The sequence below is a fragment of the Bacillus sp. PS237 genome (genome assembly GCF_037963345.1).
Classification (GTDB): Bacteria; Bacillota; Bacilli; order Bacillales; family Bacillaceae; genus Bacillus; species Bacillus subtilis.
The window spans coordinates 3,404,571-3,426,250 of record NZ_CP150156.1; the positions used below are offsets into that span (position 1 = coordinate 3,404,571).

The following is a 21,680-nucleotide window of genomic DNA, read 5'->3' on the forward strand; positions in this document are numbered from 1 at the left end:
TTGTCTCTCCTTTTGATTTTCAAATTATTTTTGAATTAAAGATGTTCCTGTCATTTCTTTCGGTTTTTCAACACCAAGAAGGTCTAATAACGTTGGTGCAAGGTCGCCTAGGATTCCGCCTTCACGCAGCGTAATGCCTTCTTTCGTTACAATCACAGGGACTGGGTTTGTTGTATGCGCAGTGTGCGGTTCGCCTGATTCTGTAATCAGAATGTCAGCATTACCGTGATCAGCGGTAATGATAGCGTGTCCGCCTTTAGCAAGGATCGCGTCAACGACTTCGCCCAAGCATTCGTCCACTGCTTCAATTGCTTTAATTGTTGGTTCAACCATTCCGGAGTGGCCGACCATATCAGGGTTTGCGAAGTTAAGAATGATCGCGTCATGCTTGTCAGCTTCAATTTCTTTGACAAGCGCGTCTTTCACTTCATACGCACTCATCTCAGGCTTCAAGTCATACGTTGCAACTTTAGGCGAGTTGATGAGAATACGCTCTTCACCCGGGAATTCAGCTTCACGGCCGCCGCTCATAAAGAACGTGACGTGCGGATACTTTTCAGTTTCTGCAATTCGAAGCTGTTTTAACCCGTGCTGAGATAATACTTCTCCGACTGTGTTATCAAGATTTATCGGTTTAAACGCTACATAGCCGTCAACTGTTTCACTGAAGTGAGTCAGGCAGACGAAATACAGGTTCTTTGGATAATTCTCGCCGCGGTCGAAGTCACGGAAGTCTTTGTTTGTGAACGTGTTGGAAATCTGGATGGCGCGGTCCGGTCTGAAATTATAGAAAATCACAGAATCGCCGTCTTGGATTTTCGCAACAGGCTCACCGTTTTCTTTTGTGATGACAGATGGAATCACGAATTCATCGTAGATACCATTTGCATATGAATCATCAACAACATCCAGGGCGCTGCGGTAAGATGGGCCTTCGCCGTACGCCATTGCGCGGTACGCTTTTTCTACACGGTCCCAGCGTTTGTCGCGGTCCATAGAGTAGTAACGTCCGGAAATGCTGGCGATTTCACCTACACCGATTTCCTTGATTTGATCGTTCAACTGGTTGATGTACGTTTTCGCTGTCTGCGGACCTACATCACGGCCGTCAAGGAAGCCATGGATATAAACCTTTGTCAGCCCTTCTTTTTTCGCAAGCTTTAACAGTGCGAATAAATGATTGATATGGCTGTGCACGCCTCCGTCAGATAAAAGACCGAACAGGTGCAAGGCTTTGTTGTTTTCTTTCGCGTTGCTGATCGCGTCAAGGAATGTTTGATTGCGTTCGAACTCTCCTTCACGAATGGCAACATTTACGCGTGTTAAGCTTTGGTACACAATACGTCCCGCACCGATATTTAAGTGACCTACTTCGGAGTTCCCCATTTGCCCTTCAGGAAGACCTACAGCCTCGCCTGAAGCAGTCAAAGTTTGATGAGGATACTGGTTCCAATAGCGGTCAAAATTCGGTTTTTTCGCTAAAGCGACTGCGTTCCCTACTGTTTCGTTACGTAATCCGAACCCATCAAGAATGATGAGTGCAGCTGGTTTTTTACTCATATTGACCTTCCTCCAATAATTGAACGAATGACTGTGGCTCAAGGCTCGCGCCGCCGACCAAAGCACCGTCAATATCGGACTCTGCCATATATTCTTTAATGTTTGCAGGCTTTACGCTTCCGCCATATTGGATGCGAAGCTTGTCTGCAGCTTCTTGGCTGAAGCTTTCAGCGACGGTTTTACGGATATGCGCACACACGTCATTCGCATCTTTCGCTGTAGAAGATTTGCCTGTTCCGATTGCCCAGATTGGCTCATACGCAATAACAGAAGCAGCAACTTGTTCTTCAGAAAGACCAGCAAGGCCTTTTTTCACTTGGTCAGCAACAAGATCATTTGTTTTGCCGGCTTCACGCTCTTCAAGCGTTTCACCTACACAGATGATCGGCACAATGCCGTGTTTGAAAGCTGCGTGTGCTTTTTTGTTAACTGTTTCATCAGTTTCAGCGAACATTTCACGGCGCTCAGAGTGGCCGATGACGCAGTAGTCAACGCCAAGGTCTTTCAGAGCAACCGGGCTGATTTCGCCTGTGAACGCGCCGCTTTCTTCGAAGTGCATGTTTTGAGCGCCGACTTTTAGGTCAGTGCCTTTCACAGCAGAAGCAAGCTTTTCTAAGAAAAGCGCTGGCGCGCAAACAACAGCTTCAGCTTTGTCTGCTGCTGGAATGGAAGATTTCACTTCTTCAACGAAGCTGACAGCTTCGCCGAGTGTTTTGTTCATTTTCCAGTTACCGGCGATAATTGGTTTTCTCATCTGTTCCACTTCCTTATAGCAGTTTTGAGATTATTTATCGTTCAGTGCAGCTACCCCTGGAAGCTCTTTGCCTTCCATAAACTCAAGGGATGCGCCGCCGCCTGTTGAGATGTGGCTCATTTTGTCAGCAAGGCCGAATTTTTCAACCGCTGCCGCAGAGTCTCCTCCGCCGATGACAGAGTATGTATCTTTCGCCTCTGCCAATGCTTCCGCAACCGCTTTTGTTCCTTGAGCGAACAAGTCGATTTCGAATACGCCCATTGGTCCGTTCCACACGACAAGTTTGCTGTTTTTGATGACGTCAGCATACGTTTCGCGTGTTTTCGTACCAATGTCGATTGCTTCTAAATCACTAGGGATTTCAGAGATCGGCACAATTTTCACGTTTGCATCGTTAGAGAAATCATCTGCAACGAGTACATCTTCAGGCATGTAGAAGTTAACGCCTTTTTCTTTAGCGCGGTCCATAAATGATTTCGCAAGCTCGATTTTATCCTCTTCAAGAAGAGATTTCCCGACTTCATAGCCAAGCGCTTTTACGAAAGTATAAGCAAGACCTCCGCCGATGATCAGGTTGTCTACTTTATCAAGAAGACTTTCGATTACACCGATTTTGTCTTTTACTTTCGCTCCGCCGATGATCGCTGTGAACGGGCGGTCAGGATTGGAAACCGCTTTTCCAAGTACATCAAGCTCTTTTTCCATTAAGAAACCTGCAACTGCTGGCAGATGCTCGGCAATTCCAGCTGTAGATGCGTGAGCACGGTGGGCAGCACCGAATGCGTCATTTACATATACATCTGCAAGCTCAGCAAATGCTTTTGCAAGCTCAGGATCATTTTTCTCTTCACCAGGATAGAAACGTACGTTTTCCAATACAAGAACGTCTCCGTCCTTCATCTCAGAAATTTGTGCTTTTACAGCATCGCCGTATGCTTCATCCGCTTTTTTCACTTCTTTGCCAAGCAGTTCGCCGAGACGTGCAGCGACAGGAGTTAAACGAAGCTCCTCAACCACTTCGCCTTTCGGGCGGCCTAAGTGGCTCGCAAGAAGGACTTTTGCGCCTTGGTCTGCAAGGTGTTTGATTGTTGGAAGCGCAGCACGGATACGTGTATCGTCTGTTACTTCCCCGTCTTTCATTGGAACGTTAAAGTCAACGCGGCAGAATACAACTTTGCCTTTTACGTCGATGTCTTTGAGAGTTTTTTTATTCATGCCTAGGAGATCCTCCTTCAAAATGGTTTGCATACAGCACGAAAAACGTGAAACCGTCTGTTCAAGCGATAACTCCGCTAGGGCAGATCGCAGTCTTTTTCGGCACAGGGCAGTTCGTCTAAAAGCCAGGGCAGCGGCCTTAGGCGAAAGCGCCGGCAAAGCTGCTTAAAACGCGGTCGTTTCTCTATCACAGAGCGTTTTCTGAAAGCCGGTCTTCATGGAAAAAGGGAAAGGGAGTCCGTCCCCTTCCCTTGTCCGCTTTCATTATAGCGCTTCTATTCGAAAGAACCAAGTCAGGTCCTTTTTCAGCTATAAATTAAAGACCTTTTTTTGCGATGTAAGCTGCAAGGTCAACAACGCGGTTAGAGTAGCCGCTTTCGTTATCGTACCAAGAGATTACTTTTACCATGCTGCCTTCCATAACCATTGTAGAAAGAGCATCGATTGTAGAAGAGTTTTTGTTTCCGTTGTAGTCGCCAGAAACTAATGGCTCTTCGCTGTAGCCAAGGATTCCTTTAAGGTCGCCTTCAGCCGCTTCTTTAAGAGCTGCGTTTACTTCTTCAGCTGTTACTTCTTGGTTCAGTTCAGCAACCAAGTCAACTAGAGAAACGTTTGGAGTTGGAACACGCATTGCTCCACCGTTCAGTTTGCCTTTTAGTTCAGGAAGAACTAGAGAAACTGCTTTAGCAGCACCAGTTGATGTTGGGATGATGTTTTCAGCTGCTGCACGCGCACGACGGTAGTCTTTGTGCGGAAGATCAAGGATTTGCTGATCGTTTGTGTAAGAGTGAACAGTTGTCATCATACCGCGTTTGATGCCGAATTTATCGTTAAGTACTTTTGCAAACGGCGCAAGGCAGTTTGTTGTGCAAGATGCGTTAGAGATAACATCGTGGTTAGCCGCATCGTATTTATCTTCGTTAACACCCATAACGATTGTGATATCTTCTTCGTTAGCAGGAGCAGAGATGATTACTTTTTTCGCGCCAGCTTCTAAGTGTTTCGCAGCGTCTGCGCGTTTTGTGAAGAAACCAGTAGATTCAACTACGATTTCAACGCCTTGTTTGCCCCAGCTAAGTTTAGCAGGATCGCGTTCTGCAGAAACTTCAATTGTTTTGCCGTTAACAACAAGGTTGTTACCGTCAACTGAAACTTCAGCGTCTAATTTTCCGTGTACAGAATCATATTGTAAAAGGTGAGCCAGCATGTTAGCATCTGTTAAATCGTTAACCGCTACTACCTCAACTTCAGGATTGTTTAATGCTGCGCGGAATACGTTACGTCCAATACGACCAAAACCGTTAATACCGACTTTTACTGCCATGATTGTTTCCTCCTTTAAATAAGTGAGAGATATTTATATTGAGGGATTATTCATCCCTTAATAACTTCTTTGCGGCTCCTTCGTCTGTGACGAGAACCGTGTTGCGTGGCTTTTTAAAGTAAGCCTCGATCGCTTCGGCTTTTGATGATCCGCCCGCTACCGCAATAATATCGGGGATGGCGTCTATGTCATCCAGCTGCATTCCGACAGAATGCACTTTGTGAACCACTTCGCCGTCCGCGTTAAAATAGTAGCCGAACGCTTCCGTCACCGCGTCGTTATCATCTATTTTCTTTAAATCTTCTAAAGGCGTGTTTCTGCGCTGAGCCATAGTTTTAGCTTCGCCGATTCCGTGAACCAGCATACTCGCTGATTTAATGGTGTTCAGCACCTCTTTGACAGAAGGCTCTTCAATAATAGATGAATAGGCGCCTTGTGACAGCTGTCCCGGAACAAACAAAAGCCGGTAAGTGCCTGAAGCCTTCTCCGCCATATGCGCGCATATGGTGTTCGCCTGGTTTTTCACGTCTTCGCCTAAACCGCCTCTTGCAGGCACAAACAAAAGCTCGCGGTTTTTAGAATCCGGCGTCATCATTTCGGCGACAGCTTCAATTGTCGTACCGCCAGTTACAGCGACGATATTTTTGCCTGAAAATCTTTTTTTCATACATGCGACAGCCGCTCTTCCCATTTCTTTTTTGACCCATGGGGATTGATCGCTGTCTCCGGATACGATAATGGCATCCTTTAGATTTAAACGTTCTTTTAATGTCTTTTCCAAAAGAGTCAAACCTAAAACATCTTTCATCGTATCTTCCAAAACAGAAAGCAGTTCATAGCCCTCTTCTGTCAATGTCATGCCGTTTGTCTTAATATCGACCAGGTTCTGTTCCTTTAAAAACTGAACCTCGCCCCTCAGCACACGCTCGCTGATTCCGAGACTGGCAGACAGGCTTCTTCGCCCGATGGGTTCTGTCAGCCTGATATACTGCAAGATTTCAAACCTCTTTTGCATAACGAGCAGAAGATCAGGCAATAATTTTTTTTGAGCTTGTATTAACTGGTTCATGACTCAAACGTTCCTTCCTTTTTTGCTGGACATTATATGTCCCGCTATGACAAAAAACGTCCCGTCATAGCCAAAAAAAATCATTTCTGCTTTCTTTAATTATTTTAACAGGGTGGAATTGTTTATTCAACTGTTAAGAGCCAATTCATCGACAATATTCGCAGAGTTTTCATGCCGCGTCGTTTTATCCAGCAATATTTTATCCTATATATCTTTATCTTATACAGAAAGCGCCAAATGGTGCATCCCAATATAAACAGCCCTTCCCGTAGAAAGGGCTGTTTCATTAAAGCGTTTTCATTTTATCCAAAGCTTTTCAATTTCCTCGAGCGATTTGTTCTTCGTTTCTGGACAGATCGTAACGACAAACAGGAAACAAAGGATGTTAATCACCGCAAAGATCCAAAATGTATAGGCGAGCCCGAAAGAATCGATCATCATTGGCACAAACTGTCCGATCGCCCAGTTTGCTCCCCATAAAAAGATGGTCGCAATGCCCGCGGCCCGCGCACGCAGATGGTTCGGGAAGATTTCAGAAATCATAATCCATGTGATCGGTCCGACCGAGACACAGAAAGCAGCGACAAAACCTAATATAAGGACGATCATCATGATCCCGCTTGTTAACTCAAAATAAAACGACGTCCCGATTAAAATCATAAAAATAGCCATAAAAGCAGAACCGATGGACATCAGTTTTTTTCGTCCGACTTTATCAATCAGCAACACCGCAATAACGGTAAAAATAACTTCTACAACCCCGACGATACAAGTCGTCACAAATCCGGCGTTTTGCCCGAATCCCATCATTTTAAAGATTTCCGGCCCGTAGTAAGTAATCGCGTTCATGCCGATGACTTGGTTAAACAGCGCCAGCAGGATTCCAATGACAAGCGCCTTTCTGAGACCCGGCTTAAACAGCTGGGAGAGCGACCCCATTTGTTCTATTTTTAAAGAGTTCTCAATGTTCTTTAATTCTTCTTTTGCAACAGTTTCTCCATTAATACGTGTCAGGATCTTTAAAGCTTCATTTGTTTTGCCCGCTTTCGCCAGCCATCTCGGACTTTCCGGGACGACGAGCAGGACAAGGAAAAAAATGACGGATGGCACCATTCCATAAGCAAGCATCCATCTCCAGCCGGTGTGCACGCCCCATTCGTATGTTCCGGACCGCTGCACAGCTAGATTAATAAAGTATGTTGCGGAAATACCCAGTATCGTAAAGAGCTGATATAACGAAGATAAACTTCCGCGTATAGCGGGCGGTGCCGCTTCTGTAATATACGTAACAGAGAGCGATGAGCCCATCCCGATTCCCAGCCCCCCGATAATCCTTGCAATGATTAAGGTGGACACGTCTTGAGAAAGCGCTGAAACGATTGCTGATATCGCAAATAACAAAGCGGCTGTCATTAAAATTTTTCTCCGGCCGAATCTGTCACTTAAAAATCCGGATATCCCGACGCCCACAACTCCTCCAATCATAATGCTTGAAATGACAAGTCCCTCCATAAACGGACTCAGGCTGTATAAATCTTTCAGAAAACCGATGGCGCCAGAAATCACTGCCGTGTCATAGCCATACAATAAGCCGCCAAGCCCCGCCGCACATGAGATCAAAATGACAAATCCCATTGAATGGCTTCTTGTTACAGGAACATTTGGTTCTAATTGAGTTGGAGTATTCTTCATTTCCCTGCCCTCCCGAATGTTGAGTAAAGCGTTTTCATTTAAACCTTCAATTGTACGTACTTATATTAAAATTTAACGAAAATTACATTTAATTAGTACGTACAAATATAGAATAATCTTGTTTGCATTTTCTGTCAATGTTTTCTTACAAAGAACGCTGTGATATACTGAAATTTGTCCGTATACATTTTGGAGGAATGGATATGTTACCAAAATACGCGCAAGTAAAAGAAGAAATCAGTTCTTGGATTAATCAAGGCAAAATACTGCCCGATCAAAAAATCCCTACCGAAAACGAATTAATGCAGCAATTCGGCGTCAGCCGGCATACCATCCGCAAAGCGATCGGAGACCTCGTATCACAAGGTCTGCTGTACAGCGTGCAAGGCGGAGGCACCTTTGTCGCTTCACGCTCTGCTAAGTCAGCGCTGCATTCCAATAAAACGATCGGTGTTTTGACAACTTACATATCAGACTATATTTTCCCGAGCATCATCAGAGGAATCGAGTCCTATTTAAGCGAGCAGGGGTATTCTATGCTTTTGACAAGCACAAACAACAACCCGGACAATGAAAGAAGAGGCTTAGAAAACCTGCTGTCCCAGCATATTGACGGACTCATCGTAGAACCGACAAAAAGCGCCCTTCAAACCCCAAACATCGGCTATTATCTGAACTTGGAGAAAAACGGCATTCCTTTTGCGATGATTAACGCGTCATATGCCGAGCTTGCCGCGCCAAGTTTTACCTTGGATGATGTGAAAGGCGGGATGATGGCGGCGGAGCATTTGCTTTCTCTCGGCCACACGCATATGATGGGTATTTTTAAAGCTGATGACACACAAGGCGTGAAACGGATGAACGGATTTATACAGGCGCACCGGGAGCGTGAGTTGTTTCCTTCTCCGGATATGATCGTGACATTTACAACGGAAGAAAAAGAATCAAAACTTCTGGAGAAAGTAAAAGCCACACTGGAGAAAAACAGCAAGCACATGCCGACAGCCATTCTTTGTTATAACGATGAAATTGCGCTGAAGGTGATTGATATGCTGAGGGAGATGGATCTTAAAGTGCCGGAGGATATGTCTATTGTCGGGTACGATGATTCACATTTCGCCCAAATCTCAGAAGTGAAACTAACCTCTGTCAAACATCCGAAATCAGTGCTTGGAAAAGCAGCCGCCAAATATGTCATTGACTGCTTAGAGCATAAAAAGCCGAAGCAAGAGGATGTCATATTTGAGCCTGAGTTGATCATTCGCCAGTCCGCACGAAAACTGAATGAATAAAAAAAGCAATGTATGGGTCTCCCCGCTACATTGCTTTTTTTATAGCTGTTATCTGTTTTTCCAAACGTCAGCGATGATTTCAAACGAACGCATTCTGTCTGCGTGTTCAAAGGTTTCTGAGTTAACCATAATTTCGTCAGCCTGTGTCGTTTTGACGAAATCTTCAAGCTTCGCCTTCACTTCTTCCGGACCTCCGACAATCGTGGAGCTCAGCTGCTCATTGACCATCGCTTTTTCATACGGGCTCCAGATTTGGTCCATATCCTCAACAGGCGGTTTAAGCTGGTTAGGCGTACCGCGGACAAGATCAAGAAACCTTTGATAATGGGAAGTCGCAAGGTGCTGCGCTTTCTCGTTTGTATCTGCCGCGATAATGGTGACACCGACCATCGCATACGGTTCGTCGAGCACGTCTGACGGCGTGAAGGAATTGCGGTACAGCTCCAAAGCGGGAACCGTATTCGCCGGTGAGAAATGGGCCGCGAACGCAAACGGAAGACCAAGTTCGCCAGCCAGACGGGCGCTGAAGCCGCTTGAGCCCAGCAGCCAAATCGGCACATCTATGCCCTCTCCGGGAATGGCGCGAACTTGATTGCGCACATTTCCTGACGGTTTAAAATAATTGCGCAGTTCCTCTAATTGTTCTGGAAAATCCTCCCCGCTGTTGATGTTTCTGCGGAGCGCTCTGGCTGTCAATTGGTCTGTTCCCGGCGCACGTCCAAGCCCCAGATCAATCCGCCCGGGATACAGTGTTTCCAGTGTGCCGAATTGTTCAGCAATGACTAATGAAGAGTGGTTGGGGAGCATAATGCCGCCGGAACCGACGCGGATTTTCTTCGTGCCTCCGGCAATATGGCCAATCAAAACTGCGGTGGCAGAGCTTGCAACACCTTCTATATTATGATGTTCAGCAAGCCAGTAACGGTGATAGCCCCATTCCTCTGCCCGGCGCGCCAAGTCCATGCTGTTTCGGAATGATTCTGCAATCGTTCCTCCCTGAACAACCGGAGATAAATTCAAGACAGAAAGCAAGGTATCTTTGCGTTGGTTGTTAGACATATTGTTCTCCTTTGCAAATGTGTTATCAGTAAACAGCCCAAAGCTGTCAGGTCATGATTGAAAGAACTTCTATCACACCATAACACAACTGCATTCAGGAATAAAAGAATTTGATTCGATGAAATTCGAACAATATAAAACGAACGGTTTGGAACATTATTCTGCTCCAAACAACTCCTTAGCCATCTCAATAAAGAGCTTAGCCGCCAGAGAAGCCTCCTTTAGCGACGGAACAGCAAGCTGCACATCACGGTATACCTGCGGGTCCAATTCCCTGGTCACCACATGCTCTGGCAGCGGCATCCCCGACATGGACATTTCTGATAAAATGGCCAGGCCCAGGCCTTCTCTGATCATACTGATCGAGGTGTTGATGTTATAGACCGTGAAAGCTGGGTGCAGCGTAGCACCCGCCTGCCTGAACATATCGATAAATGGTGATTCATAGCCGCCGTCACAGACGATCATCGGTTCATGGTCAAGATCTTTCAGCGTAATGGCTGAATGACTGGCAAGCGGGTGATCGTCCCTGAGCACGACAGCCATTTTGTCTTTTTTCAAATGAATGTACTCCATCTCCTCTGTTGGATACAGAAGAATCCCAACATCTATCATCCGCGTATGAAGCCACTCCTTGACTTCATTTACAGTTCCCTCGTGCAGCACGAGCTCAAGTTTCGGATATTTTTGTTTAAATTCACTGATCAGCTTCGGCATAAAATAAGCCGAGGCAGTTGAGAATGTGCCGATATGGATCGTTCCCAGTTCAAGCCCTTTTTCCGCTGCTGCTACCTGCTCAACTTTTTCAATGCCTTTTAAGACTTCTCTGATGTGTACTAAGATCTGTTTTCCCGTATCCGTCAGCATCAGGCCATTGCGGCGGTCACGAATGATCAGCTTTACATCAAGCTCAGCTTCGATCGCAGAAATCGCATGGCTGACAGCCGGCTGTGTCATGTTCAGCGCCTGACCCGCTTTTGTAAAGCTTCCCGTTTCAGCTATTTTCACAAAAACCTTTAATTGAGTAATGGTCATAACAATTTACTTATGCTCCTTATAAAAAAGATTCATTTTATTTATCTTATGTTCTACCGTATCATATGATGGAAAAGTTCTACAAGGAGTGAATGAACAATGAAGCAGCTCCCAAAAACGCGGACAGCTCTCCTGCTCGCATTTCTCGTCATCATGTGGGGCGTCAATTGGCCGCTGTCCAAAGCCGCGCTCGCCTATTCTCCGCCATTATTGTTCGCGGGCATCCGAACGCTGATCGGCGGGCTTTTATTAGTCATAGTCGCACTGCCGCGTATTCATAAATTACGCTTAAAAGAAACGTGGCCGATTTATCTTGTTTCTGCTCTTTTAAATATTACATTATTCTACGGCCTGCAAACGATCGGGCTGAATTATCTTCCGGCCGGCCTGTTTTCTGCAATCGTCTTCTTCCAGCCTGTTCTGATGGGTGTATTTTCTTGGCTGTGGCTCGGCGAATCCATGTTTGTAATGAAAGTGATTGGCCTCATCCTCGGTTTTGCGGGAGTAGCCGTCATTAGTGCTGCGGGCTTTGGCGGGCATATTTCTGTCATTGGGGTTCTGCTGGCTCTCGGCTCCGCAGTCAGCTGGGCGCTCGGGACAGTATATATGAAAAAAACAGGCAGCCGCGTCGATTCCATCTGGATGGTCGCTCTGCAGCTGACGATCGGAAGCGTGTTTCTGCTTATCTCCGGCTTTTGGACAGAAAGCTTTTCGGCGATCCAATGGACAGCTCCGTTTATTACGAGCCTGCTGTTCATCTCCGTATTCGTTATCGCACTCGGCTGGCTTGTCTTTTTTACGCTTGTCGGTTCAGGAGAAGCAAGCAAGGTCGCATCTTATACTTTTTTGATTCCGCTCATATCAATCGTGGCCAGCTCCATTTTCCTGCATGAACCGCTCACCCTTAGCCTCTTGGCAGGGCTGCTGCTGATTGTCACGAGCATCTGTCTCGTGAATACAAAATCAAAAGCGCAGAAAGCTGCGGCGATTGGTATAAACGAGAAAGCTGCACAATAATAAAAACCCTCTTGCCGGATGCGGCAAGAGGGTTTCTTATTTACTGATGCTTGCGTCCTTTGACCAAATATGCAACTGTAATCAAAAGGTAGATCGCCGCAGTAATGCCGGTAATGACAATTGATGTTGTCATGATGACCCCGATCAGAATGGCGAGTAATGCCACAATCGCAAACCATGTCGTGTACGGGAACCATTTTACATAATAGGCCGGTGTTTCCGTTTGCTGTTTTCTCGATTTTAAATGAGCGAATCCGATGATCAGCCAAATGAATAAAACGGTATATCCCAATGATCCCATTAAATAATTAAATGTTTGGCTTCCTGCGAACAGAGAAATCAATACGCCAATATAGAGAGAAGAAGTGCACATCAGAATCGCAAACATCGGTACGTTTTTCGATGAAAGCTTCGAGAAGACCTTTGGAAGCCTTCCGTCACTTGCCTGTGTATACAAAATGCGTGATGATCCGTATAAACCTGAATTCATAGAAGAAATGATCGCCAGCAGGATGACTGCATTCATGATATGATCCGCGCCCGGAATGCCTACCATTTTAAAGACCATCACGAAAGGACTTTCCGGAACGGAATTGACTTGGTTCCATGGAATCAGGCTGACGATGATGAAAAACGGCAGCAGGTAAAACGCGACAATCCGTGTCAGTGTGCTGCGGACAGCTTTCGGGACAACCTTTTCCGGATTTTTTGTCTCTGCAAGCGTTACACCGATAATTTCTGTACCGCCGTAAGAGTAGATGACGACAAGCATCGCCGTGATCAGCCCTGTGCCGCCGTGCGGGAAAAATCCGCCGTGGTCTGTCAGGTTGGAAAATCCGGATGCTGTATGATCACCGAATGATACAAATAAGAGCAGCAATCCCAGAATAATAAAGATAATAATAACGGTAATCTTGATCATTGCCAGCCAATATTCAGTTTCGGCGAAGATTTTAACAGAAAGCAAGTTTACAATCGTGACGATAAGAGAAATTCCTAATGCCAACACCCAGATCGGGCAGCCCGGCAGCCAATATTGAATGAAAATCGCAGCTACAACAGCTTCAGCCGCAATGTTAAGCACCCACATTTTCCAGTAGATCCAGTCCAAAAAGTAAGCAGCGTAATTTCCCAATACCTGCTGGACAAGATCACGGAAGGTTCTGGCGTTACGGTTTCGAACAGCCATTTCCGCCAGCCCCTGCATAATAAACAGCAAAATAATCCCGCCGAGCAGGTATGCGATAATGACAGATGGCCCTGCCACATCGATCGCTGAGCTGCTCCCCTTAAATAAACCTGCGCCGATTGCTCCGCCCAGCGCCATCATCATAATATGGCGGGACGTCATCGTGCGTTTTAACGTTTGATTGTCGTTTTTCATCCTCTTCTACCTCTCCTTCTCGTTTTCAAAAACAAAAAAGCCCGCCGTCTCCTACCTAATCTAATAGATAAAGAGACGACGAGCCTTCGGCTGACCGCGGTACCACTCTTGTTGATTCTTCATGAAGAATCCTGCTTTTGACCTGTAACGAAGGTTAGCCGTTAAAACATAGGGAATATTCAATCTATTCCGTTCCGTCTTACCACTCCCGGGCGAGTTCAAAGAAGAATCAGGCTGCGTCGCACCACCCCGCAGCTCTCTGTTCTGATCACTTTCTTTTACTGCTCCCAATCTATGTGTTTTAGTTTTCTGAAAAACTCAAATTTTATGATCTGAATATATTAACATAATATACGTGCTTCTCTTTTAACTGTCAATAACTTCAGAGAAAAAAGAAACTGTTATTTTGTCCCTTTTCGAATGGCTTTCCAAAAGGATTCTGACTCGTTTCCTAATGCGTAAACTGAAACACCTGCTATTTTATATTGCTTTGCCAGATGGCTTTTCGTTTGAACGGTTTTTTCGTTTTCATACCACACGACATGTTTATGCTTCTTTTTGTCAACATAAGAAAACGTCATCGAGCCTGATTTTTTGTTGAATGCCGGCTTTGCTTTTTGTTTTTTGATGAGGGATTTGAGCTCATTCCATTCCCTTATTGTGCTGGTACTTCCGTCTTTTACATCCCAGTCATAGCCGTACGCAGGGATTCCCATGATGACTTTATTGGCTTTGATCTTTTTGACTGAAAACTGCAGAGAGCTTTTGATCCAGTTTGTGCTTGCCACTGACCCCGGCTCACCCCAAATGCCGTGTTCATCGTAGGTCATGACTTGTACGAAGTCGGCATATTTGCCGATTTTCGCATAATCATACGGCCAGCTCCAGTCATCATTTTTATCATCGGCGCTTTTGGCCGGAACGGATACCATTGTTTTAATATGTTTCTTATTCAAAGCCTGTGAGACATATTGAATGAAGTTCGAGTATGCAGCGCGGTCTTCTGGATTTACTGCTTCAAAATCGATATTGATTCCGTAATATGAGTGCTTTTTGGCCAGTGTAATTAACTGATCTGTGAATCGTTTTTTCGCTGTTTTATTGCTCATGACCCGACTCGCTAAATCTCCGTCAAAATCATAAATGGCATCATTATAGTTTGAAATGACAGCCCATGTCTTGATTTTTTTCTTTTTCGCATATGTCAGCTGCTTAGTTGGGGCATCGCCAATGATTTGTCCGTTTTTTTCAAACGCAAATGTATCGGTTGCGATGGCATTCATGTATGTATGATATTTCGTAAGAGAATTGTATGAAGCCGTATCCCCAGTCGTGTAGCCTACTGTCATACCGGCTGCCTTCGCTTCTCCTTTTGTATACATAAACAGAACAATCGCAATCGCCAGTGAAACCGCTATGATCAGCCATTTTTTCATCGCATTTCCTCCTGTATCAAGTCATACTCTTCTCATCGGCCAAAAAATTGGAAGTTGAAGTTTTTTCAAGCAAAAAGCCCGGCATATGCCTGCCGGGCTTCCTGAGTTCAGCGGTCAGAGACGAGAATATATGCTGCCTTTACTGGTCCATGCACCCCCACAACTAAATCCATTTCAATGTCGGCTGAGTTACTCGGTCCGGTAATGTAGTTGATACATGAAGGAACAGTGACACCGTTCGCAATGTTTTGGCGGATGATATCACTGGCTTGTGTCATTCTCGGTACAATGCTTGATTTCGGCACGATCGCAATATAAGTCGTTGGCAAAAGGCTGACAGAGCGGCCGATGTCTTTTGAGGAGAAGAGGACAACCGTCCCCGACTCAGCCAATGTAATTTCGCTGAATGTAATCCCTACATTGGCTTGCTCCGCTTTTTTAATATTTTCCTCGCCTTTGTCAGCATCCCACTCCCAGACCGGCGTTCCTTCACTCGGCCAGTCCTTGGTGAGCAGGCTTTTCAGTCCGTATTCTTCAAAGCGGGGGTCCTTCGGAATGATGACAGGGCCTCCAGAAAAGCGGCTGACTTGCTCGCGCAGGGCATCGTAAAGGCCGGTTGAATCCGTTTCAATCAGCTCTGTATGGATTTTGACACAATGGTTTTTGAGCACTGTGACTAAGTCATCCGCTGAATAACCTTCAAGTGTTTTATATTGCGGCTGATGCGCCCATTCAGGGACTGCCACGCCTCCTGTTCTTCGTTCACGGCCCAGGCTGGATGCGATTCGGTTTAAAAAGCTCTCTTGATTCTGAATGGTTCCCTTCGTCATCACTGCTCCTCCTTCGTGCGTTCACTTGTTTCTCTGTCCGCAAACCAGTCTCTGAATCTCGATTTATGCGGTGCCGGGAAGTCGCGAATCTGGGTCCAATTTTTAAGCGGGCCGGGCCCTTTCGAAATTTTTTCGTCCTCTGTAAAAGGCGTCATGGCGGCCGGCGCCCATTTTGAGCCCATTTTGTAAAGCGATAAGGAGGATGCGCCAAGTCCGAATGCTTTCATTGCAAGCTTTTCACTGATCGGCGCCCTGCCTTCTTTTTCGACGATATTCTGACGATGCTTGAGTAGCAGCTCATGAAGCGGGATTTTGACCGGGCAGGCTTCTGAACAAGCAGCGCACAGTGAAGATGCGTACGGCAGCTCCTTATAATCGTCATAACCGCCGAGCAACGGTGATAAAACAGCTCCGATCGGCCCCGAGTAGATTGAGCCGTATGAATGTCCGCCGACATGGCGGTACACAGGACAGACATTGATACAGGCGGCACAGCGGATACATTGCAGCACAGACTGGAATTCCGTTCCAAGGATATTGGATCGTCCATTATCAACGATGACAAGATGGAATTCTTCCGGACCGTCCACTTCACCTTCCAGCTTCGGACCCGTCAAAGCTGTAATATAGCTTGTCAGCCGCTGTCCGACAGCACTTCTAGTCAGCATGCTGACTAGCACTTCAAATTCAGAAAATGACGGGACAATCCGCTCCATTCCCATGACGGTAATTTGTGTTTTCGGCAAGGTGCTCACAAGCCGTCCATTTCCTTCATTGGTCACAAGGCTGACGGAACCCGTGTCAGCGATGGCGAAGTTACAGCCGGTAATGCCGATATCCGCTTCCAGAAACTTTTTCCGGAGAATGGCGCGCGCATGCATCACCAGCTCTTCCGGTTTTTCTGTATGTTGATAGTCCAGTCTTTCTTTAAACACATCGCGTATCTGCTCTTTATTTTTATGAAGAGCGGGCGCTACGATATGTGACGGCGGATCGTGATCATCAATCTGCAAAATATACTCGCCGAGATCGGTTTCTACGACTTCACAGCCTTCCTTCTCCAGCACCTCATTCAGATTGATTTCCTCTGTGACCATTGATTTAGATTTCACAATTTTCTTCCCGTTCTTCTTTTGAATGACATCCCGAATATAGGAAGACGCCTCTTCCGCTGTTTTCGCGAAATAGACATGTCCGCCTCTTTTCGCCACATTTTCGGCAAGCTGTCCGAGATAGAAATCAAGGTTTTCAAGGACATGCTGCCTGATTTCCTCTGATAATGAGCGCCACTCCTCCCAGTTTCCCAGTTCTTCTGCTGCCTCTAGGCGCCGCGTCCGCAGACGCTCCTGTGCACCTGAAACAGCGCCTCTCATAAATTCATTATCAATCCCCTGTGATACCCGCTCTTTAAAAGCGTCAGTACCGATTTTCATCGCCATGATCCTTTCCCCCTCTGAATCCAGTTTTATCTGCTGTTGAGCACTTCGGCGATGTGCATCACTTTGACATTCTTATCTTTTCGGCCAAGCCGTCCCCCGATATTCATCAAACAGCCGCAGTCAGCACCGATCAGCACCTCTGCTCCCGTTTCCTCCACACATTCGACTTTTTCATCGACCATCTGCTCAGAAATCTGCGCCATCTTGACTGAGAACGTTCCTCCGAATCCGCAGCAGTTATGTTTGCCCGGAAGCTCTGTAAACTGCAGGCCCTTCACATGGCTCAACAGCTTCATCGGCTCCTTCCGAACACCCAGCAGCCTAGTCATATGGCACGACGTATGTAAGGTCGCTTTTGTATGAAGGGTCGCGCCGACATCCTCTACCCCAAGGACGTTCACAATAAAATCTGTCAGTTCATACGTTTTATCCGCCAGCTTTTTCGCTTTATCGGCCCATTTCGGATCATCCTGAAACAGGTGCGGATACTCCCGGAACATCGTTGTGCAGGAACCCGAAGGACTGACAACATATTCGGAATCCTGAAACGTTTCGATCATCCGTTTCATTGCTTTTTTGGCGTCATGTACATAGCCGCTGTTGTAAGCCGGCTGTCCGCAGCAAATCTGCCCTTCTGGAAAATCAACCTCGCACCCAAGCCGCTCCAGCAGCTCAACCGTTGCTTTTCCGACATTTGTTTGAAACATATCAACAAGACAAGTGACAAAAAGTGAGACTTTCATGATGAACCCCTCTCTCATCCCCAATATATGATCAGGTCATCTGATGACCTGAGTTAAAATAACTATATGAATATCGTACACTATTCTGACAATGGAAGGAAAGAGTTTTCTAGGGATATTTTCATTTGTGGCATATCAAAAACACTCCCGATCTCCCAGGAGTGCAGTATATGGTTAGATCCAGCCCTTTTCCTCAGCGATGCTGGCGGCTTCTGTCCGATTTTTCGCATTAAGCTTTTGGATGATTTCTGAGATATAGTTTCGAACTGTGCCTTGAGATAAATAGAGCTCCAGCGTAATGTCTTTTGTTGTCTTGCCTAAAGCCGCAAGCCTCAGAATTTCTTGCTCTCTAACGGTTAGCGGATTTTCGTCTCGCATCATATTAAACGTCAGCTCAGGGCTGAAGACACGTTTTCCCTTTACACATTTTCGAATGGCATCGGCCAGATCGTCAATTTCACCGTCTTTCAGCAGATAGCCATGTGCACCGGCCTTTACGGCGCGTTCAAAATATCCGGGGCGGGCAAAGGTGGTTAAAATAATGACCTTGCTGACGCAGCCTTTTTTCATTAATTCCTCTGCCACATTCAGCCCGCTTCGAACCGGCATTTCAATGTCCATAATGCATACATCCGGCTCCAGCTTCAAAATAGCATGTAGCGCCTCTTCCCCGTTTAATGCTTGTCCGATGACTGTCATATCCTCTTCTAAATCAAGCAAAGATCCCAAAGCGCCTAAAAGCATTCGCTGGTCCTCAGCAATAAACAGACGAATCATTCTTTTCGTCCTCCAATCATTCTGCTTTTTTAATAAGCGGAATCGTCAGTGCCACAACCGTTCCGTTATGGTCTGAAACCGTTAATCCCCCTTCAATGAGCATGAGCCGTTCTTCCATTCCCCACAGGCCATTCCCAAACATTTTCTCCTTCGGCGCTCCCTTTCCGTCATCCCGTATTACGATCCTCATTTTGTCAGCAAATTGAGAAATGGTGATGGCACAGTGGGTTGCTTTGCTGTGCTTGATAATGTTAGTCACGGCTTCCCGCATACACATACTGATAATATTTTGAGTGACGGGAGATATCACTGAAAAGTCGTCGGCTCCTTCGTATTGAAAGGTAATGTTCCCCGCTCTTAATATGTGCTGAATGTTTACGAGCTCCTCTGTTATCGTGACCGTTCTCATATCAGAAACCAGCTCTCGAACTTGCTTGAGTGCGGAGCGTGAACTGGTTTCCATTTCTTTTGCCTCAAGCTTGGTCCGTTCTGGATCAGATGCAGCCAGCCGCTGAATGAGCTGGCTTTTTAATGTAAGCAGCGACAGGGTGTGGCCAAGAGTATCGTGAAGATCACGGGCGATTCGAACACGTTCCTCCCTTTTAGAGAGTTCTTTTATCTGTTCGTTGGCTTGTGCAAGCTTAGCTTCAAGCTCAATCCTCCGAAACATAGAACGAATTCCGAATGGAGAAATGAGCATAATGACGAGAAACGGGAGAACAGAAAAAAGCTCCCGAAGCGAGACCGAATTCGCGATAAATTGGTATAGGCATGGAAAAAGCAGTATAAAGATTAAAGCGCAGAACGCACGGTTAAAATTCGTTTTCTCTTTGTAATAACCAACAAAGTTTGCCGGAAAAAAACCTAAGTATATATAGGTGATATTGTAAAACACACTATACATCAAAATAACCGCCATTTGCACGATAAGCCAATATGTAAACGAAGCTTTGCCCACGCTGCAGAATAACTGGCGATATGCCGCTACAAAAAGGAGCAGCATACCATATCCGATCCCCTGTTTGACCCCTGATTCTTTTAATAAAGAGAGGAACGGCATAATCGTATACACCAGAAAGATATAAGGGAAAAACCCGAATTCCTTCGGGAAAATAGATATTGCCTTTTTCATGTATTACACCGCTTCTTGTTTTCTTCTTATATATTTAGATAGTAGCATGAAGAGCATCATATAAGCGATTAATATCAGAATATTTTTCCAAGTCGGACTCCCACCCCGGACAAGTTCCCACGCTCCGCTCCCGAAATGATAAGACGGAAGCCACTGGCCAATGCTCTGCATCATGTCAGGCATGACCTCAAACGGCATCCACATCCCTCCGCCTAAAGCCAGCAGCATATAAAGCACATTACTGATTCCGGCCGCTGTTTCTACTTTTCTCATGAGGCCGATTAGTGTGCCTAATGCTAAAAAAGGCAATGCGCCAAACAAAATCCACAGTCCGCTCATCATCCATTCAAACGGTGACAAGGCAATATCATTGATGATTGCGCCGAACAGAAATATGACGGTAATTGATAAAACGTGAATGACACTTTGGCCGATCATCTGAGCTGATAAATAGATATGATCCGGAAGAGGCGTAAGGCGGATAAAGGCGGCCCAGCCTTGTGACCGTTCTTGTACCATTCGGATGCCAAGCGTCATGATAGAGGAACCCATCACGCTGAAGACTGTCATCGACATCAGGTAATGGGCTTCCCATGCACGTTGATCAGGGACGTTGGTATTCACTACATTTGTAAAGAAATAATAAAAGGCAATCGGCATGATCAGAGACCAAAGCACAAAGTACTTGTTCCTAAGCACCCTTTTCATTTCAGCGATGCTTTGCTTTTGCAGCACGTTCACTCACATCGCCTCCCTGTTGCCGTCAGCCAGCTGGCGAAATGCCTCATCGAGCGTTGCTTGCTCAATTCGAATATCCCGTGCATGTATGTTTTCTTGAAAGATCAGCGCCAACACTTTGTCTGTATTTGATGTCTGGATGATGGTTCTCTCATGCTCGTGGATCACTCTCTCGACTTCCGGGTGACAAGACAGCCTTTCCAATGATTCACTTGAATGAAGCGTAAAGGAAACAGACTGTTTTTGAATTCTTGAGCGGATTTGCATTGGTGAGCCGTCTGCAACAAGCTGTCCTTCAGTAAAAAATAGGATTCGCTGTGCGGCATCATCTGCTTCCTGTAAATAATGAGTTGAAAAAATAATCGTTTTTCCTTGGTCCGACAGTCCGTGAATGGTCTGCCAGAATCGGTGTCTTGATGAAGTGTCCATGCCGACTGTCGGTTCATCAAGTATAAGCAGCTCCGGGTTCCCGGCAAGAGCCAAAGCAAAGCTCAAACGGCGTTTTTGTCCGCCGGATAATTTTTCTGCTCTTGTTTTCAAATCTTCTTTGGTGAGTGCTGTTAACGAAACGAGTTCTTTCATGGACAATGGATTCGGATAATAGCTCCGGAAGAGTTCAAGGATTTCATCCACCTTAAGGCCCGGCATGACACTTACTTCCTGAAGCATTACACCTATTTTTTCACGAACCTGTTGATCATCGGGAACCCGGTTAAATAGTTTGATTTCTCCCTCACTCGGTTTCAGCAATCCTAATATCATCGAGACGACGGTCGTCTTCCCTGCCCCATTTGGCCCGAGAATGGCTGCAATTTCTCCTTTTTCAATACTGAAGCTGATGTTGTTTACAGCGGTTTTTCGCTGGAAATGTTTTGTCACGTTGCTTACTGTTACTGCTTCTTTCATCACATGAGCACCTCCTGATCGTTTACATTGATTGTAAAATGACGGAGAAGACGATGTTAGTATGGGGTGTCATGATGATGGAGTGACAAATGTCATTTTTTTCTCACCCCGGTGTCTAGGCAATCCTCCTCCTGCATCTTCCAATTCATCCATCTTTTCTATCTCCCATGTCCTCTTTCTTTTAAACTGCTGTGACATTCATAGAAAGATACACTCTTCAAACCATCCGAGTGTTATGATAGAAATATTGAACTTTATATTACTTTCCGGCTGAAAGG

General features: G+C 45.8%; 19 protein-coding genes and 1 other annotated feature. Of the genes, 2 read left to right on the forward strand and 17 right to left on the reverse strand.

From position 1 onward, the window contains the following. Nucleotides 1-24: 24 nt before the first annotated feature. The 6 genes from gpmI to araE all read right to left on the reverse strand — a co-directional run bounded on the left by gpmI (nt 25) and on the right by araE (nt 7,614). Entirely contained in the window at nt 25-1,560 is a 1,536-nt protein-coding gene (gene gpmI / locus NST22_RS17750) for a 2,3-bisphosphoglycerate-independent phosphoglycerate mutase (RefSeq protein WP_003228330.1), read from the reverse strand. Beyond that, nucleotides 1,553-2,314, reverse strand: coding sequence for a triose-phosphate isomerase (tpiA, locus tag NST22_RS17755; RefSeq protein WP_003243394.1), 762 nt, complete (start codon nt 2,312-2,314; stop codon nt 1,553-1,555). The genes gpmI and tpiA overlap by 8 nt, the downstream gene beginning before the upstream one ends. A 30-nt stretch (nt 2,315-2,344) precedes the next feature. Beyond that, the gene (locus NST22_RS17760) at nt 2,345-3,529 is read right to left on the reverse strand and encodes a phosphoglycerate kinase (protein ID WP_003243051.1); all 1,185 of its coding nucleotides are present in this window, start codon (nt 3,527-3,529) and stop codon (nt 2,345-2,347) included. A 316-nt stretch (nt 3,530-3,845) separates the two neighbouring features. Further along, complete coding sequence (gene gap / locus NST22_RS17765; protein WP_003219957.1) at nt 3,846-4,853, reverse strand: type I glyceraldehyde-3-phosphate dehydrogenase; 1,008 nt, start codon at nt 4,851-4,853, stop codon at nt 3,846-3,848. A 46-nt stretch (nt 4,854-4,899) separates the two neighbouring features. Continuing rightward, the gene (gene cggR, locus NST22_RS17770) at nt 4,900-5,922 is read right to left on the reverse strand and encodes a gapA transcriptional regulator CggR (protein ID WP_009968188.1); all 1,023 of its coding nucleotides are present in this window, start codon (nt 5,920-5,922) and stop codon (nt 4,900-4,902) included. A 297-nt stretch (nt 5,923-6,219) separates the two neighbouring features. Then, nucleotides 6,220-7,614 carry an arabinose-proton symporter AraE gene (gene araE, locus NST22_RS17775; protein WP_003243899.1) on the reverse strand — a complete coding sequence of 465 codons (1,395 nt, stop codon included), beginning with the start codon at nt 7,612-7,614 and terminating at the stop codon, nt 6,220-6,222. 203 nt (nt 7,615-7,817) lie between these two features. Here araE and araR point away from each other — a divergent pair, with 203 nt between their 5' ends. Continuing rightward, a complete protein-coding gene (gene araR / locus NST22_RS17780; protein WP_003243070.1) occupies nt 7,818-8,906 on the forward strand; it encodes an arabinose utilization transcriptional regulator AraR in 1,089 nt (362 codons plus the stop codon). A 48-nt stretch (nt 8,907-8,954) separates the two neighbouring features. Here the strand turns inward: araR and NST22_RS17785 are convergent, their stop codons facing one another. Continuing rightward, on the reverse strand, nt 8,955-9,965 hold the full coding sequence (locus NST22_RS17785; RefSeq protein ID WP_003228318.1) for an MsnO8 family LLM class oxidoreductase: 1,011 nt from the start codon (nt 9,963-9,965) through the stop codon (nt 8,955-8,957). Between the two features lie 156 nt (nt 9,966-10,121). Then, nucleotides 10,122-11,000, reverse strand: coding sequence for a LysR family transcriptional regulator (locus tag NST22_RS17790; RefSeq protein ID WP_003243271.1), 879 nt, complete (start codon nt 10,998-11,000; stop codon nt 10,122-10,124). A 99-nt stretch (nt 11,001-11,099) separates the two neighbouring features. Between NST22_RS17790 and NST22_RS17795 the strand changes: the two genes are divergently transcribed. Beyond that, on the forward strand, nt 11,100-12,017 hold the full coding sequence (locus NST22_RS17795) for a DMT family transporter (protein WP_003243358.1): 918 nt from the start codon (nt 11,100-11,102) through the stop codon (nt 12,015-12,017). A 40-nt stretch (nt 12,018-12,057) separates the two neighbouring features. Here NST22_RS17795 and NST22_RS17800 read toward each other — a convergent pair whose 3' ends face one another. From NST22_RS17800 to NST22_RS17840, 9 genes are all read right to left on the reverse strand, one after another. Then, nucleotides 12,058-13,401, reverse strand: a complete 1,344-nt coding sequence (locus NST22_RS17800; protein WP_003228313.1) for an amino acid permease — start codon at nt 13,399-13,401, stop codon at nt 12,058-12,060. A 68-nt stretch (nt 13,402-13,469) separates the two neighbouring features. Next, nucleotides 13,470-13,705 (reverse strand) — a binding site (T-box leader). Between the two features lie 97 nt (nt 13,706-13,802). After that, nucleotides 13,803-14,837 (reverse strand): glycoside hydrolase family 18 protein, encoded by a 1,035-nt coding sequence (locus NST22_RS17805; protein WP_003228311.1) that lies wholly within the window; start codon nt 14,835-14,837, stop codon nt 13,803-13,805. 107 nt (nt 14,838-14,944) lie between these two features. Next, entirely contained in the window at nt 14,945-15,667 is a 723-nt protein-coding gene (gene lutC, locus NST22_RS17810) for a lactate utilization protein LutC (protein WP_003228309.1), read from the reverse strand. After that, nucleotides 15,667-17,106 (reverse strand): lactate utilization iron-sulfur protein LutB, encoded by a 1,440-nt coding sequence (lutB, locus tag NST22_RS17815; RefSeq protein WP_003228307.1) that lies wholly within the window; start codon nt 17,104-17,106, stop codon nt 15,667-15,669. The genes lutC and lutB overlap by 1 nt, the downstream gene beginning before the upstream one ends. Nucleotides 17,107-17,132: 26 nt before the next feature. Beyond that, nucleotides 17,133-17,849 (reverse strand): lactate utilization iron-sulfur protein LutA, encoded by a 717-nt coding sequence (gene lutA / locus NST22_RS17820; RefSeq protein ID WP_003244353.1) that lies wholly within the window; start codon nt 17,847-17,849, stop codon nt 17,133-17,135. Between the two features lie 174 nt (nt 17,850-18,023). Continuing rightward, nucleotides 18,024-18,626 (reverse strand): two-component system response regulator YvfU, encoded by a 603-nt coding sequence (yvfU, locus tag NST22_RS17825; RefSeq protein WP_003228302.1) that lies wholly within the window; start codon nt 18,624-18,626, stop codon nt 18,024-18,026. A gap of 16 nt (nt 18,627-18,642) precedes the next feature. Next, nucleotides 18,643-19,758: a two-component system sensor histidine kinase YvfT gene (gene yvfT, locus NST22_RS17830; protein WP_003228300.1), complete on the reverse strand. Its 1,116-nt coding sequence runs from the start codon at nt 19,756-19,758 to the stop codon at nt 18,643-18,645. 3 nt (nt 19,759-19,761) lie between these two features. After that, nucleotides 19,762-20,499 (reverse strand): ABC transporter permease, encoded by a 738-nt coding sequence (locus tag NST22_RS17835; protein WP_003228297.1) that lies wholly within the window; start codon nt 20,497-20,499, stop codon nt 19,762-19,764. After that, nucleotides 20,500-21,405, reverse strand: a complete 906-nt coding sequence (locus NST22_RS17840) for an ABC transporter ATP-binding protein (protein ID WP_003228295.1) — start codon at nt 21,403-21,405, stop codon at nt 20,500-20,502. It lies immediately after the preceding gene. Nucleotides 21,406-21,680: the final 275 nt, after the last annotated feature.

Coding starts and splice junctions, on each gene's coding strand:
- tpiA (WP_003243394.1), bottom strand. CDS start 2,314: ATGAGAAAACCAATTATCGCCGGTAACTGGAAAATGAACAAAACACTC.
- araR (WP_003243070.1), top strand. CDS start 7,818: ATGTTACCAAAATACGCGCAAGTAAAAGAAGAAATCAGTTCTTGGATT.
- lutB (WP_003228307.1), bottom strand. CDS start 17,106: ATGGCGATGAAAATCGGTACTGACGCTTTTAAAGAGCGGGTATCACAG.
- NST22_RS17790 (WP_003243271.1), bottom strand. CDS start 11,000: ATGACCATTACTCAATTAAAGGTTTTTGTGAAAATAGCTGAAACGGGA.
- NST22_RS17785 (WP_003228318.1), bottom strand. CDS start 9,965: ATGTCTAACAACCAACGCAAAGATACCTTGCTTTCTGTCTTGAATTTA.
- NST22_RS17795 (WP_003243358.1), top strand. CDS start 11,100: ATGAAGCAGCTCCCAAAAACGCGGACAGCTCTCCTGCTCGCATTTCTC.
- lutA (WP_003244353.1), bottom strand. CDS start 17,849: ATGAAAGTCTCACTTTTTGTCACTTGTCTTGTTGATATGTTTCAAACA.
- NST22_RS17760 (WP_003243051.1), bottom strand. CDS start 3,529: ATGAATAAAAAAACTCTCAAAGACATCGACGTAAAAGGCAAAGTTGTA.
- yvfU (WP_003228302.1), bottom strand. CDS start 18,626: ATGATTCGTCTGTTTATTGCTGAGGACCAGCGAATGCTTTTAGGCGCT.
- araE (WP_003243899.1), bottom strand. CDS start 7,614: ATGAAGAATACTCCAACTCAATTAGAACCAAATGTTCCTGTAACAAGA.
- cggR (WP_009968188.1), bottom strand. CDS start 5,922: ATGAACCAGTTAATACAAGCTCAAAAAAAATTATTGCCTGATCTTCTG.
- lutC (WP_003228309.1), bottom strand. CDS start 15,667: ATGACGAAGGGAACCATTCAGAATCAAGAGAGCTTTTTAAACCGAATC.
- yvfT (WP_003228300.1), bottom strand. CDS start 19,758: ATGAAAAAGGCAATATCTATTTTCCCGAAGGAATTCGGGTTTTTCCCT.
- NST22_RS17805 (WP_003228311.1), bottom strand. CDS start 14,837: ATGAAAAAATGGCTGATCATAGCGGTTTCACTGGCGATTGCGATTGTT.
- gap (WP_003219957.1), bottom strand. CDS start 4,853: ATGGCAGTAAAAGTCGGTATTAACGGTTTTGGTCGTATTGGACGTAAC.
- gpmI (WP_003228330.1), bottom strand. CDS start 1,560: ATGAGTAAAAAACCAGCTGCACTCATCATTCTTGATGGGTTCGGATTA.
- NST22_RS17800 (WP_003228313.1), bottom strand. CDS start 13,401: ATGAAAAACGACAATCAAACGTTAAAACGCACGATGACGTCCCGCCAT.